The following is a 15,075-nucleotide window of genomic DNA, read 5'->3' on the forward strand; positions in this document are numbered from 1 at the left end:
TTAAGTATGCCCTAAATTAATTCCGCCAACGGGTTAAAATAACAAGTAAGCGGTCTAACGACCGATTGGGGTTTAACCCAGACGCTAGAAACGAACTGGCCAACCCGTCATTTTGACCTCTCATCTACTCACCAACTTGTCTTCCCGTCAACTTCTCTACTCATCAACCTGTCTACTCGTCAACCTGTCTACTCGCCTACTTGGCTACTTACCTACTTGCCCACTCGTCTACATGTCTACCCGCCAACTAAACTTTCCATCTACTTGCCAACCTATTTTGTCCGTTTTTCAGTAAGTATTTTAACACAAAGACTGCCCTTTTTATCCACCAACGCCCCACCCCTTCGCAAAAAATCAATTCTCGCGAGGGTTTGCTTTGGTGCAGAAGGGGGCACTGCTCATACATGGCGACAAGGCATTAGGAGTGGTATTAATATGCAAACATTGCCCAATTAAGTGCCATTTGCACCCAAACACCCCGCATTTAGCACCAAAACGAAGTGCATTTAGCGGCAAAACGCAGTGCATTTAGCGGCAAAACGCACGGCATTTAGCAGCAAAAAGCAGGCTAATATGCGGCTAAACGCAAGACCAAATGCAACAAAATGCAAGACTAAATGCAACAATATACGGTAAGAGTTGGCACATAAAGCATTTCTTACGATAGGAAAACGCACCCGAAACATGCTAAAAAGCATCAAACCTAGTGGCATTTTGCCACTAAATGCCGATTTTGGTGATTGAAAAAAATGCGAGTCGGCAACAAACTAGAAAGGCTAAATGGTGCTAAATGCAGCCGGCATGCTCAAATTTGGACGAAATTTTAAACGCACAAAGCTGCGAATAGCGACTAATTACATGCTTTTCGACCTTTATTTTTTCTAGAATAGAGTGGCAAGCAGGGTGTGTTTTGTAAAATATATCGCAAGTTTGTGAGGTTATGAGGTTGTGAGGTTTTGAGTTTGTGAGGTTTTGAGTTGTCTGTCTTGTCAGTTTATAAGTTTATGAATTTATGGGTTAGTAAGTTTGTGTCACTATTCGAAGTGCAACACTGTTTTGCCATCGACAGATAGGGCTGAATTAATTTATTCGCATCTTTGTTTGATTTCTCCTGTGTGAGAGGAGTGTTTATCTTGGTTTTGTTTCAAAAAGGCAATCAATTCCTCTCCACTTGCAGAAATATTAAAAGCCAAGTCAATTTCATATTTTTTTTCGTTTTTACTTGTAAGTTTAAAGAAAATAAACTATATTTGCCAAATATCTAATCATTAAAACTGACCATTATGAACCTGACATCAATGACCATAAAGCGGCTTGCATTGTCGCTCCTTTTGCTTTTTGTAATAGGGATTTCAACTTTGATGAGCCAAACCTATTACGATCGAATAACAAATGTTCAGACCCCTAATGTGGCTAACCTTGGCGTTTATGGGGAAATACCCATTACGCCATTTACAGGTACTCCCAACATTAGTATTCCTCTCTATGAACTCAATCTGGAAGGTTTAAAGTTTCCCATAACCCTATCTTATCATTCAGGTAGTGTCAAACCCGATCAACACCCCAGTTGGGTAGGGCTTGGTTGGACGCTTAATGCGGGTGGTGTTATCTACCGAACAATCAACGAAGGGCCAGACGAGTACTCTGCGCCAGGCATTTTCTTTGACTATACTCATCGGGGATATTACTTCCAACATAGCATTCTAGATAACGACAGTTGGAACAATGCCGATTATCTGAAAGAGAGAGCAAGAACTACCTATACTACGTACTGGGATAGAGCACCAGATGAATTTTCCTTTCAATTCTTGGAGTACTCAGGTAAGTTCTGGCTCTCTGAAAAAGGAGAATGGAAGGTGCAATGTAGCAAACCAATAAAGGTAGAGTTTAATGGCAACTTTGTGGATCTCCCAAAAGATTTACATTGGCCTCCAAACGAAATGCGTCGTAACCAAACGCCAACGTTCGCAGGTTTTACGCTTATTGACGAAAAAGGGAATCGTTTTGAATTTGGATATACGTCCTCTGCCATTGAATATTCGAAGAAGTTCTTTAAGCAGGGTCTAGACATTTGGGTTGCCAATGCCTGGCATCTAACGGGTATTGTATTGGCGAATGGTCAAAATGTAAGACTAAATTACGAGCGGGGTGCTTATATAGACCAGCTTTACTCCTCGTACATGAGAGTTTTAGACCAAGAAGGGAAAAACCCCAAGTGGTCTTCATGCAATTCCTCTTTTGCTTCTTCGCAAGATATGACCATAAACGGAGTGCTTCTTTCGCCAGTTTATTTGGAATCTATTAATGGAGAAAATGAGGACTTGGTATTTAACCGTACCTTGTCTAACGACCTGCGGGTTCAGTCGTCTAAATACCATGATTACTTTACTTCCATGGAATTGTGGCCCGCATTCAACCTGTTGATGTATGATTTGAACCCAGAACAAAAGGAAGATTTAGATGGATGTCTTTCCAAACTGAGATGGTACAAACTTTCAGACATCACCGTTGAACGTAAGAACGGATACCCAAACATGCATCTTGTACTCGACTATGATGAAAATCCTAATCAGCGACTCATCCTAAAATCTGTAAGAGAAAAAGACATGCAACATGCAAGGACCGCTAAAAAGTATAGTTTTGAATATAACCGTCCCGACATGTTGCCCCCATACCTCTCTAATGAGACAGATCATTGGGGATATTACAATGCACGCGAAGCTAGCATAATGGATTTAGACGGCTATTATGCAAAAAAGGAAGCTAATCCTAACTGTGCCTCATTGGGATTGCTCACAAAAATAACCTATCCTACTGGTGGTTATACGCGCCTGGTGTTCGAACCACACCAATATTCTAAAAACTTAAAGCTAAACCGTTGGGAAGGTTGTTTTACAGAAAATGTAGATAAGTATGCAGGTGGTGTCCGCATAAAGGAAATATACTCCTCACCCACTGATAGAGCGGAAGACGAAACCTTAGTACATCGCTATTATTTCAGTAAGTCAAAGGATGGACGGTCTAGTGGTGTATGCGGTGGACAGTTTAAGTATTTCTACCGTAACAACACGATTAAACCTTTTGGCAATAAAGGCTCTAAGCGAGTGTCCATATTCACTTCTAGTTCTGTCCTTCCTGCTTGTGCCAATAGTCAGGGTACAAGCGTAGGTTACACGGATGTGATTGAAACAAATGCTGATGGCTCTTACCAAAAGTACCACTATACCAATTTTGATAATGGACATTTGGACGAACGTTTCGAATGCAACATGCAGCAAGGGATGGAAAATAACGAGCAGTATGCCAACAAAGGGCAAGAGCGAGGACTGTTGTTGCGTAAACAAAGTTTTGACAACACGGGTAAGCTGCGTCAAGATGAAGACATAAGCTATGTGAAAAATAAGATAATCGAGAATTATGTGCGTGCGATGAATGCCAATTGTTACAATATCTGTGGGGCCGAGGCTGGTTCTTATGGCGAGGGCGTATGCTATAAGATATACACCTACTCAATGTTGCCAGCCACACGCCGTGAAGTGTTTTTTGAGAATGGCGACAGCCTGGTTAAACAGTTTCGATACAATTATAATGCTCGTGGAATTTTACAAGAAACCATTACCACTCTACCAACGAATGATAAGCTACGGCATTTTATAACATACGCAGAAGACATGAAGGCTACACCAACTTATGATGCCATGGTGAAACGCCACATGGTGGGCGTACCCATCGAACAGTTCACGTTTAGAAACAGTTCACTCGTAGATGCCACGTTAAATACGTTCAAGCTTAATATTAAGAATAGCTGGCCCGTGCTTGATAAAGTTTACCACGGAATGTTCAAATTGCCTTACTCCAAAACCGAACCTGTACGTTTCGATGGCGAAACCGTTCCACAACGGTATGGTGAGGCCGAAATACAATTCAACAACTATGATGCTAGCAACAACTACCGTGAAGCCATCGGTAAAGGAGGTAGGCGCGTGGTGTTCTTTTGGCAAAAGGGGTTCAAACAACCTGTGGCAATTTTTAAGAATGCTCAGAACAACAGGGACACAATATATGAAAAGCGTGTAAACCGCGTATGTAAGGGACTAGCTGTTGAGTGCAAACCATACGCTAAAAAAGAAATAACATTTACTACAGAACAAGAAACAGAGGTGGAAGTAGAAATGTTTTTCCCCGAGAGTGATAAAAAGGACTTCTTTATGTATGTTGGCGTAGATCAGCATACTGTGAATCTGCTTATCGACTTTAGGCGCGATCCCCAAAACCGTGATAGATATTATGCAAAGCTGGGGCGAATATCTGCAGGTAAACACACGTTGCATGTAGTGGTAGAGTATGTGGGTAAAGAAGGGAAAGCTGACGAAAGTGGATATTCTGTGTATGCAAAAGTAAATTGTTATTATACGGTTATAACTTCACTTCCACCACGCATTGTAGGCTATAATAATGTTTTCTATGAAGGGTTTGAGCATGGAAGAGGGAAGAATACTTTCCCTGGTGGTTTTCATAGCGATTGGGGTTATCGTGGTCTGTATCGTGCACGTTTGGACATCGATCCGAAAAAACGGTATTTTATCGATTATCAAGTGTACCACAATGGGGGCTGGCAGTATAAGTGCGCTCCATTTACAGATGGAGAGTACATTATAAATGAGAACAACGAGCCTATTGATGACATACGGATATACCCAGAGGATGCGGAAGTGATGTCATTCAATTATGATGGAACAGGGCAAATAATAAGTCGAACTGACCAACGAGGCTATACCTATTCTTACGGATACGATGCCTTTGGACGATTGGTCAGCGAACATGATACGGATTGGAATACACTGAAAAGTTACGAATACCATTACAAAAATCAGGAGGACAAATGAAAACGATTAGGCATTATATATTTAATTGGCAAGCAACGTCGCTATGCCTTGCAGCATTTCTTGCAATCCCTTCTACAAAGTGCTTTGCGCAAGACAATACGCGGAGTTATGTCAAGACAAGCGTGTATGTTAGAGAGAACACAAATGAAGGGCTAGACAACGTACAATACGTTGACGGCCTTGGCCGACCTGTGCAGAATGTGCAGCTTCATGTTACGCCAAACAAAAAAAATTTGGCCGACAGGATAGAATATGATGTTATGGGGAGAAAAAGCAAGATTTGGCTGCCCATACCCACCACGGCAGACTATGTAGAAACTGCCGATATGGGCAACAAAGATGACTATTATTGGGACACTGCTCCATTTGAACTACGCGCATACGAGCCATGGCAGAAGGGCAGAAGGACAAAAAGCATAGGGCCAGGGCGGGCGTGGGTAGGACATCCCTCAGTATCATCTCTCCATACCAACAAAAGCAGTGGTGTACTAGCTTGCAAAAAGTATACTGTGGATGAAGCCACTGGTACATTGAAAGAAGAGGGTCTCTTTCCCAGCAACCAACTGCTCGTGCAAAAACTTACCGATGAAGACCGAAATGAAAAGTATGTTTTCGCCGATGCTGAAGGGCGACAGTTGCTGGTGCGTAGAGTGGATGGAAACACGTATAGCGACGTATATTTTGTACACGATCTACGCGGCAACATTCGCTACGTGCTGCAACCCATGTACCAAAAGCAGCCCAGTATCGACAAGTTTGCCTTTCGTTATCTATACGACGAGACCAACCGCTGCATCGAAAAGCAATTGCCTGGCTGCGAGAAGATTGTCTACGCCTACGATGCTGCCGACCAGGTGGTGATGTCCCAAACAGGAAACCAACGTCGAACAGGACATAAAACGTTCTATCGATACGATGCTTTGGGGCGTAACACCCATGTGGTGGAGCGCGCCGTGGGCAACGACAGTCTCGTAACAATTAGAAAGTTTTACGACGATTATAGCTTTCTCGATCAACAGGGGTTCAACAGTCCATGTTTTAAAGTTAGTGCACAGCGTGCCCAAGGCCTGCTAACAGGACGCGAAGTGGCAGTATATGGTTGCGACAGCCTTTTGCGCGAGGTGAATCTATACGACCGCAAGGGTAGACTTACCCGTCAGATACGCACCAACATGCGGGGTGGATATGATGATACGAGTTATAAATACAGCTTCACTGACAAACCCGTAAGCAAACTTATGGTTCACAGCACTGCAAATATGCCTACACTAACGCAACGCTACGAATACGAGTACGATCATGCCGACCGACTGGCAAAGGTTACTTATAGTCTGAACAATGCTGAAAAGAAAACGTTGCGCGAAATAGATTATGATGAGTTGGGAAGAGTGCACGACGAGCGTACGGGGGATATGGCGGAGCTGGCCCGAACGATCAACTATAATATACGGTCGTGGCCTATTGTACGCTATTGCCCTTTGCTTGAAGAAAAGATTTGTTATGAAGATGGTTACCCCGCACGCGTCGAGTATATCACCCCTTGCTACAGTGGAAATATTTCAGCTTATGTCTCATCTATAGGGAAACCTGCGAAAGGCCGTTTCGAAGAAACAAACAACATAAAGCGATGTTTCCGTTTCAACTACGATGGTCTTTCTCGATTGAAAAAAGCGGAATATGTTGAAAACGATAAAGCCAATAACCACTATGATACTAGCTATAAGTATGATTTGCAGGGAAACTTAATCACGCTATGGCGCAATGGTGAGTATTATTATGACATGTTTGGCCCAATAGACTATGTTGAGATGAAATACAACGGTAACCAGTTATGTAAGGCTAGTGATAGATTTGGTGATCCGCGTTTCTCTAATGGTTTCCAATTTACAGATGGATCGGACCGAGCGGAAGAATATACATACGACGCCAATGGCAACATGACTGCCGACTTAAACAAACACATCCGCAAAATAAGCTACAACACACAAAACTTACCGCAAGACGTACGTTTTGACGATGGCAGCAGCATTGCTTACCTCTATGATGCCGACGGAAACAAGCTGCGCACCAGCTATGCCATAGCCTCGTATTCCGAGAGCATGCCCGTTACACAGGTGATGCACGGCAACGTTTCTTCACAAGCCCAACAACCATATATGGCACGCAACAGCATCGACTATTGCGGCAGCGCGGTTTACGAGAATGGTAAGCTGGCCTACGTACCGATTGATGGTGGCTACATAACCTTCGCCGACAGCACGGCAACATCTGCCCCCACCTTTCATTATTATGTTAAAGACTATCTGGGCAACAACCGCCTTGTTGTTCGCGACGACGGCTTTGGCGAACAAATGAACCACTACTACCCCTTTGGTGCTTTAATGGCTGAAAGCACTCAAGGTGCAGCCCAACGCTATAAGTATAACGGCAAAGAGCTAGACCGCATCCACGGCCTAAACCTTTACGACTATGGCGCACGCCAATATGATGCTGCACTAGGACGATGGACTAGCATTGACCCATTGGCCGAGAAATATTACGACATCTCACCCTATGCGTATTGTTTGGGGAATCCTATTAATCATGTTGATTATGAAGGAAGTAAGGTCGTGACTGTGCTTTATGTTGATGATGGAGCTGTTCCTACGTGCTATTATCAAAGTCCTAAACATTTTGCTGACGGAATGCGTATACTTGCGCGAACTGAATTTGGGAGGAAGATTCTTGCAGATTTTACCCCTAAAGGTAGTTATATATTTGGGGTAAAAGGCAATGGGAAATATGCGGACTTTAAATTAAGAATACAGGAAGACCAGTTTGTTGAACATTTAGAACGACGTTCTATATTCCATAAGCATGATGGAACGTGGATACAAGCTCAGACCACATTGCAAGAAGGCAACGACGGGAAACCTGAATTCCGAATTTTATTCGACATAAACTATTCGCTGGAAGAATTAATTGAAACAATTATTCATGAATTTGCTCTTCATCTGTCAAAGTATGAAAAGGTGATATCTGCATATAAGAGGAATGGTTCGTATAAAGATGCCGAAGAGGAATGGAATCGTTCGCCTGAGAAGATAGAGCACCATGATTTAATTGATGGCAAACGGGGCAAGAGACTTCCAGGGACAATAAATTATGAGAAAACCAAGGGGGAAGTTATAAAGAATTATCCCAATTTTAAAGACACATTTGAAGATGAGATGCGTGGGTATGAAAGGAGATATTAAGGTGATGCCGGGGTGTTTTATCGGCTTAGTTTTACTTGCTTTACTTGTTGTTGCTTGTAAAGAAACGGATGGTAGCAGGGAGTATTACCCACAGTTACCCGTAACCTCCTATGCGCTTAAGACCAACGGAGACACGTTGAATGTTGTAGAAACGGATGCCAAAGGGGGAAATGGGCGTGTGTGGAAACTGTATCTTAAAGGTGATGAATACTATATGGAGTGGCTTGGCGTGGAGATGCTGATGATGTCTACCCATCAATTAACCGATTCCTTATATGCAAACTCGATGAAGTATCAGCAGTATCGCGTGTGTATAGAGCGTATGAACGACTCGCTTTTTGCCTGTTCGTTCTATCAAGACATACCCACAAAATGGCTTTTGCTTAGAATGTATTATGACAAGGACTATAATCTTACCGCTATACAGCGAGAAGAGGCGTTTGTTGATTATGAATGTGAGCATTGAATTTAAAGTTTGGTTTCTGAAGAGTTTTACCATTGCAGCTATGCGTTCAAATCTGTGTGTAGAAACGATTACAGCACAGGTAAATGCCATACAACGAGTAATTCGAATGTTTAACAACCGAGAAATATGGAAAGGAAGGGTTTAATAAAGATATTGATGGCTATCACTACGATTGTTGTTGTGCTTGTTTCTTTTATGAGATACATGGAAAAAGGTGATGAGCTGAAATTCCACTTTTCTCCTGGCATTAAATCATACATATTGAAAAGGCAAGGAGATACGTTGAAGGTTATAGAGAACAATGGTGAACAAACACGAAACAGCGTGTTTGTTATGTATCGTAAAGGCAACGATTTCTATTCGCTTTTGCTTGGCCGCGAACGGCTGGTTTTGTCTAACCGATTAACGCTCGACACCATATATAAGAACTCTCTCGTGGGTGCGGAAGTAGCTCTTGCGGTAAAGCAAGAAAAAGATTCACTTCGTTCCGCTTTTATTTTTGTGTCGGGTGAATGCAATTTTCCTCGGATAAAGCTGTTTTATGATAAAGAATACAACATAAAGAAAATACAAAGCTATGAGCTCCTTTTAAACTATGCGCCAGATTAGGGCGAAGTATTATGGGATGTCTGAGTTCCAGGACCGGATAATGAAACCATGTATGGTACAGAGGATAACCCCTATATCTAGAGAGGCTGTCATGTCTAATGCCTTTCTTGATGATTATATGGTTAGTGCCGAGAAATATGCGAAGCATAATATAGAAAAAGAAATTGGTGGAATAAATTATCGCTTGCATACAAAGGTTATGCCTTATGCACTGCAAAAGATAATATTAGACACCTATAAATAAGACATCGATAATATGAGAACAAAAATTATTGTATTTCTCCTTTGGGCCAGTCTGCCATGCTTTGGACAGGTTGCTGTTGAACTTGATTGTATTTTTCGGAGTTATAGAGTCTTTGGGCGAGTGATGCTGGAAGTATTCGGCTCGGATAAGATACAAAATATGATAGACTCTGAGCAGAGCATTGGCCTGTGGCTGAATGTAGACAGTTTAGGTTATGTAATAAGTGTTCAAAAGGGTAGGGGAAAAATGCCTAAACCGCAACTTGGCTTAATGGTGGATATCCTTAGAGCATATTTTAAACGGCATGCGGTGCAGTTTCCAATTTGCTATGCGTTTGAGGATAATGGACTTACGTATGAGGAACAACTAAAAAACGCATTAGATGATTTCCTAGAATCTAAAAATAAATTCACCATGGTATACTTTCCCGGAGAATTGTTGACTTCTTATGAATTTGATAAGTTCCGTGGCTATAAGGGTTCAAAGTTCGATTATTTGTTGTTGAAACTATACGAGCAGGAAATTCCGATTAAGAGGAAAATAAGTAAGGGTAAGACAAAGGACGATTAGAATGATAACACGCGGTATCACCCACATCGACTACGACTTCCAGCATGATCCCCTGCGCATGCTATCATCTACACACTACAGTCAGTCCTTATTCTTTACAGAAAATAGTATTAGACACATATAATAAATAACACAATACAATATGAAGACAAAAATTTTAGCAATGTTTTTCTTACTGCCTCTATTCTGTTCGGCACAAATCACTATGGATGATGATTGTTTTGATAGGAGTAACAGGATATTCGCAAAAGTAATACTCGAAGTTTTTGATACAAGCTTCGTCCATAAAATGGTGGATAATGGTCAACGTTTTCTCCTTGTGCTGAACGTTGATACTGCTGGGTATGTGCTAGGTGTGCGTAATGGGTATGTGCTAGGTGTGCGTAATGGTAGAGGCAACTTTCCCGAAACCCAAGTAAAGGAAATGACGGATAAGCTCAGAGAGTACTTCCAAACTAATATGGTACAGTTCCCCCTTTGCTATGTCCTTCAAGACATAGGACTATCGAGTGAGGACCAATTAAAGTTGGCACGTAAGATATTTAGCGAAAAGAAAGAGAGGCTATTCGGTGCAAATTTCCCAGGAGGCTTGTTTTTTCCTTATGAAGCTGATAAAAGGAAAGGCTTTAAGGGTTCAGAGTTCGACTATTTGTTGCTGAGAATAAGCCAGCAGAAGATACCGATTAAGAAGAAAGTAAGTAAAGGTGGGAAAAAGGACGATTAGAATGATAACGCGCCACATCACCCACAACGGCTGCGACCTGCACAACAACCCCCAGCGCATACAGTTTGCCAACGGCAACGTAACCAAGTATGTTTATTCGGCCGCAGGCGAGAAACTCCGCGCCATACATTATACGGCGGTGGCGAACACACACGTGGAGATGGGTCAGGTGTATGCCGACATCGAGAAACGACACCTGGCCGTAGACTCCACGGACTATCGCCTGGGTGGCAACGCCGTGTTTAACAACGGCAGTTTCTCCAAAGTACTGTTCGATGGAGGATATGTAGAGCTTGTTGCCGTCGACATGCCCGGCTCTGGTTATAACATGCCGATAGTTAAGCCGTGGAAGCCACCCTTTGGTGGTAGATGGACGGGCGACTTGGGCGGAGGAAAGAAGGGGCCGACAGTATATTCTCTGCAATTTAGGTATTTCAACCGCGGCCACCTGGGCAACGTTCGTGAGATGGTTTCAAAGCCGGGCGAGGTGAAGCAGGTAAACGCCTACTATCCTTTCGGCACGCCTATCCATGCCCTTGGCACCAACGAAAGCCAACAGCTCTACAAGTACAACGGCAAAGAGTTCGGCGACTTTCATGGCCTTAACACTTACGACTATGGCGCACGACAATATGATGCTGCACTGGGACGATGGACAAGCGTAGACCCGATGGCGGGAAAGCATCCCGAGAGTACTCCTTATGCGTATTGCGATAATAATCCTATCAGATTTTTAGATCCAAATGGAATGGAGAAAGCAAGAAATATTGCAAAGATATGGAAAAGGAATAAATGCAAATTTAGAACTAGATTTATGAACAAACAACGATTTATGCGCGTTGCCTTGGCAATGACCATGGTGTTCGCCTATGGGATGATAGCGCATGCCCAAAGATTTAATGCGGTAGAGAAGATGCGCAACGCCTATCGCGCGGACGATAGGATGATGGGAAGACAATTGTTGGTGGGCGATGTAGCGTGCCTTATCAACGATAGCCTTTGCGACCTAAGCCGAACGCAGGTGGCTAACGATCGCTATACCTGCCGTTATGAAAAAGGCCCAAACAATGACGTGATTAGCCGATTGGAGCATGGCACACGCTATTTCTTCGAACACAAGGGCGACAGCTTGCTTATTATGGGGTTTGAAAACCATTTGGCAAAGATAGATTACGACCTACCCGAGCTGTGGTTAAAGTTCCCCATGCACGCTGGCGACAGCCTTTCGGGACTGTATCATGGCTGTGGACTATATGGCGAACAGTGGAACGTGAGGAAACTGGGTGATTATAAAACGTGGGTAGAGCTGTGCCGAACAATGGTATTGCCAGAAGGCGACACACTACGCAACGTGTTGCGCCTGCATACTCAACGACAGGTCTGCACGCTCAATAGTCCAGCGAGAATGCCTGGCGACAGCCTGCCACACTTTACACCCGACAGCATTCGCTGGCATTTGGCCAACAACAAGGGCGTGCTTGTCGAAAACGTTTATCGCTGGTATGTGGCGGGGTGGCGTTATCCTATACTAGAAACTTACGTTACGGGTGGCACGCAGAGCCAAGCACCTTTGTTTACCACAGCATTTTATTATTCGCCTCGCGAACAGGAATGTCTGTCCGATGACAATCCAAATACGCTTATCCGTAAGGCTGTAACCCAACAAGAGGTCAATGGCAACGCACTCGCAGATAACGATAAGGATCTTGACTATAAGGTTTCGGTAGACAGTGAACGCAAAACGATACGCCTGACTTACAATTTGGAGCGAGAAACCCACGTTCGGCTTATCCTCTCGGATAATGCTGGCATTGTTTACAAGACTTCAGAACGAAAGGACGTACCAGGCAAAACACATGTACAAGAGATAGGGTATGGTACGCTCCCACGAGGACGTTATGTGTTATATATCAATGCGAATGGGAAACGCTACGCAGAGAAATTTAAACACTAATAGCCTGTAAAGTCTAAAAGTTCACAAAAGTCAAGTAAGTAAGGACTATGTCTGTCTAGAATGGGGTAGCAGACGAAGTTAATTTTATTAAGCAACTACCTGGAATTGAGAACCAATTCGGGCTTATAGCATCTATTCTTCGCCTGCCCCTGCCTTTTATCTCTCTAAGGTTTAAATTTGCCGCAAAACAGAGGGCGATACGAGAAAAAGCTGTATCTTTGCTGCAACAGAACATTCAGCAAGCATCTACTTGGCCACAGCATAAGGGCAACAAGTAGCCGCATGGCCTTTTGACAAAGCATAAATAAATAATGAAAAAGAAACTTTTACTACTATTACTCCTAGCGGCAAATACGGCCTTATCCACATTCGCCATCAACAAAAAGCCGTTCACCATTCCAGAGGTTAAGGAGTGGAAAGGGGCAGATGGCACGCTCGTTCTTTCCGGTCGCATCGTGTGCAATGGTGCAGAAGAAAGGCGGGTTGCACAGCAACTGGCCGACGATTATCGGCAGATGTTCGGCACGGCACTTACCCTTGCCCAAGGTAAGGCGCAGAAAGGCGACATCGTGCTGAGCCTTAAAGCCCCCAAGACGTTGGGCGAAGAAGGCTACACCATGTCGATACACGCTCAGGCCACCATCGCCGCCGCCAACCGAAAGGGACTTTATTGGGGCACCCGAACCCTGCTGCAACTGGCCGAACAATCCGAAACGCGCGCGCTGCCTTGTGGTTTTGTCAGCGATGCGCCCGATTATCCGTTCCGCGGCTTTATGCTCGACTGCGGCCGTAAGTTCTTTTCCATGTCCATGCTCCGCCAATATGTACGCATGATGGCCTATTACAAGATGAATGTTTTTCACATCCACCTTAACGACAATGCCTTCCATTGGTTCTACAACGGCGATTGGAGCCGTACGCCTGCTGCCTTCCGCATGGAGAGCAACCGGTTTCCCGGACTGACAGCGCGCGACGGACACTACACCAAAAAAGACTTTATCGCCCTGCAAGAGCTGGCCGACAGCGTGGGTGTAGAAATACTTCCCGAGATTGATGTGCCCGCACACTGCTTGGCATTGACGCGCTTTCGCCCCGATTTGGCGAGCAAGGATTATCCACCCGACCACCTAGACTTGCTCAATCCCAATACGCAAGCGTTCTGCGACTCGCTCTTTACCGAATATCTTGCAGGCAACAACCCCGTTTTTCGCGGTAAATACGTGCATGTAGGAACCGACGAATATTCGAACAAAGACCAAAACGTGGTGGAGAAATTCCGTGCTTTCACCGACCATTATATCCGTTTGGTGGAAAAGTTCAACCGTAAGGCGGTGGTGTGGGGCCAACAAACGCACGCCAAAGGCACAACCCCCATCAAGGTGAAGGATGTGTTGATGTTCTCGTGGTCGAACGATTACTCCAAGCCCGACGAGATGATGAAGTTGGGATATAACCTTGTGAGCATCCCCGATGGTCAGGTTTACATCGTGCCGAAGGCCGGCTATTACTTCGATTACCTCAACACGAAGAAGCTTTACAACGAATGGACACCTGCCAACATCAACGGCATGAAGTTTGCCGAACGCCATAAACAAATAGAGGGTGGCGCGTTTGCCGTGTGGAACGACATCGTTGGCAATGGCATCAGCGACAAGGATGTGCATTATCGCGTGCTGCCCGCACTGAAAACGATGGCCACCAAGATGTGGACAGGTGCCAAACCCACATTCGCCTACGATGTGTTTGCCAGCAACGCACGCGCATTAAGCGAGGCTCCCGGCATGAACTACGCAGGCTATTACCCTGCGGGCATGGTGTTGCAACAGCCGTCTGTTGTCCCCAATGCCGTGCAGAAGATACCGCAAATAGGCTGGAACTATCGTGTTAGTTTCGACATCGAGGCGCAACAAGAGCCTCGCGGCACCATCCTTTTCTCGTTTGGCGACACGCATTTTTATCTTTCCGACCCCATTGCCGGCAAGATTGGTTTCTCGCGCGACGGCTATCTCAACACGTTCGACTACCAATTATTCCCTGGCGAAAAGGTTCGCATGGCCGTTGTTGGCGACAAAGAGAAAACTTCTCTTTACATCAACAACCGCCTTGTGAGCGATTTGCCCGTGCGAAAGATGAATTTTGGCAAGCGCGGCGACATGTATTACATCAGCACACTGGTGTTCCCGCTGCAACAAGCGGGTAACTTTAAGAGTAAGATAACCAACTTAAAAGCAGAAAGTTTGGAATAGCGGGGGGCAAAAAAGAGGGTACGGTGCAGCATGCTTTGGCGCAACGTGCCTCATCAGTGCGGCAAGTTAACATGAGTTGTTTATCCTGAACTGTAATTTAAAAACCTTCTTTTCTCGTTCCTCGAAAAGTGCGTTTTCTC

9 protein-coding genes are annotated in these 15,075 nt (G+C 44.3%); all 9 read left to right on the forward strand.

The genetic code is table 11. The features are described from left to right. Positions 1 to 1,283: 1,283 nt before the first annotated feature. The 9 genes from HMPREF2955_RS00520 to HMPREF2955_RS00560 all read left to right on the forward strand — a co-directional run bounded on the left by HMPREF2955_RS00520 (position 1,284) and on the right by HMPREF2955_RS00560 (position 14,935). Positions 1,284 to 4,886 (forward strand): RHS repeat domain-containing protein, encoded by a 3,603-nt coding sequence (locus HMPREF2955_RS00520; RefSeq protein WP_070719938.1) that lies wholly within the window; start codon positions 1,284 to 1,286, stop codon positions 4,884 to 4,886. After that, entirely contained in the window at positions 4,883 to 8,122 is a 3,240-nt protein-coding gene (locus HMPREF2955_RS00525; RefSeq protein WP_070719940.1) for an RHS repeat-associated core domain-containing protein, read from the forward strand. The genes HMPREF2955_RS00520 and HMPREF2955_RS00525 overlap by 4 nt, the downstream gene beginning before the upstream one ends. Then, a complete protein-coding gene (locus tag HMPREF2955_RS00530; protein WP_070719942.1) occupies positions 8,106 to 8,588 on the forward strand; it encodes a hypothetical protein in 483 nt (160 codons plus the stop codon). Before HMPREF2955_RS00525 ends, HMPREF2955_RS00530 begins: the two co-directional genes overlap by 17 nt. Before the next feature lie 126 nt (positions 8,589 to 8,714). Beyond that, positions 8,715 to 9,197, forward strand: a complete 483-nt coding sequence (locus HMPREF2955_RS00535; protein ID WP_070719944.1) for a hypothetical protein — start codon at positions 8,715 to 8,717, stop codon at positions 9,195 to 9,197. Positions 9,198 to 9,249: 52 nt separating this feature from the next. Next, a complete protein-coding gene (locus HMPREF2955_RS00540) occupies positions 9,250 to 9,441 on the forward strand; it encodes a hypothetical protein (protein ID WP_139145435.1) in 192 nt (63 codons plus the stop codon). A 12-nt stretch (positions 9,442 to 9,453) separates the two neighbouring features. Then, complete coding sequence (locus HMPREF2955_RS00545) at positions 9,454 to 10,011, forward strand: hypothetical protein (RefSeq protein WP_139145436.1); 558 nt, start codon at positions 9,454 to 9,456, stop codon at positions 10,009 to 10,011. Between the two features lie 142 nt (positions 10,012 to 10,153). After that, positions 10,154 to 10,735 carry a hypothetical protein gene (locus HMPREF2955_RS00550; RefSeq protein ID WP_139145437.1) on the forward strand — a complete coding sequence of 194 codons (582 nt, stop codon included), beginning with the start codon at positions 10,154 to 10,156 and terminating at the stop codon, positions 10,733 to 10,735. Position 10,736: 1 nt separating this feature from the next. After that, entirely contained in the window at positions 10,737 to 12,689 is a 1,953-nt protein-coding gene (locus HMPREF2955_RS00555) for an RHS repeat domain-containing protein (RefSeq protein WP_070719951.1), read from the forward strand. Between the two features lie 311 nt (positions 12,690 to 13,000). Then, positions 13,001 to 14,935: a family 20 glycosylhydrolase gene (locus HMPREF2955_RS00560; protein WP_070719953.1), complete on the forward strand. Its 1,935-nt coding sequence runs from the start codon at positions 13,001 to 13,003 to the stop codon at positions 14,933 to 14,935. Positions 14,936 to 15,075 lie beyond the last annotated feature (140 nt).

Origin of the sequence: Prevotella sp. HMSC073D09 (assembly GCF_001814145.1) — a bacterium.
Classification (GTDB): domain Bacteria; phylum Bacteroidota; class Bacteroidia; order Bacteroidales; family Bacteroidaceae; genus Prevotella; species Prevotella conceptionensis.

Bases quoted from the DNA above. Each gene is read 5' to 3' on its own strand.
- HMPREF2955_RS00555 (WP_070719951.1), top strand. From the start codon at position 10,737: ATGATAACGCGCCACATCACCCACAACGGCTGCGACCTGCACAACAAC.
- HMPREF2955_RS00545 (WP_139145436.1), top strand. From the start codon at position 9,454: ATGAGAACAAAAATTATTGTATTTCTCCTTTGGGCCAGTCTGCCATGC.
- HMPREF2955_RS00550 (WP_139145437.1), top strand. From the start codon at position 10,154: ATGAAGACAAAAATTTTAGCAATGTTTTTCTTACTGCCTCTATTCTGT.
- HMPREF2955_RS00560 (WP_070719953.1), top strand. From the start codon at position 13,001: ATGAAAAAGAAACTTTTACTACTATTACTCCTAGCGGCAAATACGGCC.
- HMPREF2955_RS00540 (WP_139145435.1), top strand. From the start codon at position 9,250: ATGGTACAGAGGATAACCCCTATATCTAGAGAGGCTGTCATGTCTAAT.
- HMPREF2955_RS00530 (WP_070719942.1), top strand. From the start codon at position 8,106: ATGAAAGGAGATATTAAGGTGATGCCGGGGTGTTTTATCGGCTTAGTT.
- HMPREF2955_RS00525 (WP_070719940.1), top strand. From the start codon at position 4,883: ATGAAAACGATTAGGCATTATATATTTAATTGGCAAGCAACGTCGCTA.
- HMPREF2955_RS00535 (WP_070719944.1), top strand. From the start codon at position 8,715: ATGGAAAGGAAGGGTTTAATAAAGATATTGATGGCTATCACTACGATT.
- HMPREF2955_RS00520 (WP_070719938.1), top strand. From the start codon at position 1,284: ATGAACCTGACATCAATGACCATAAAGCGGCTTGCATTGTCGCTCCTT.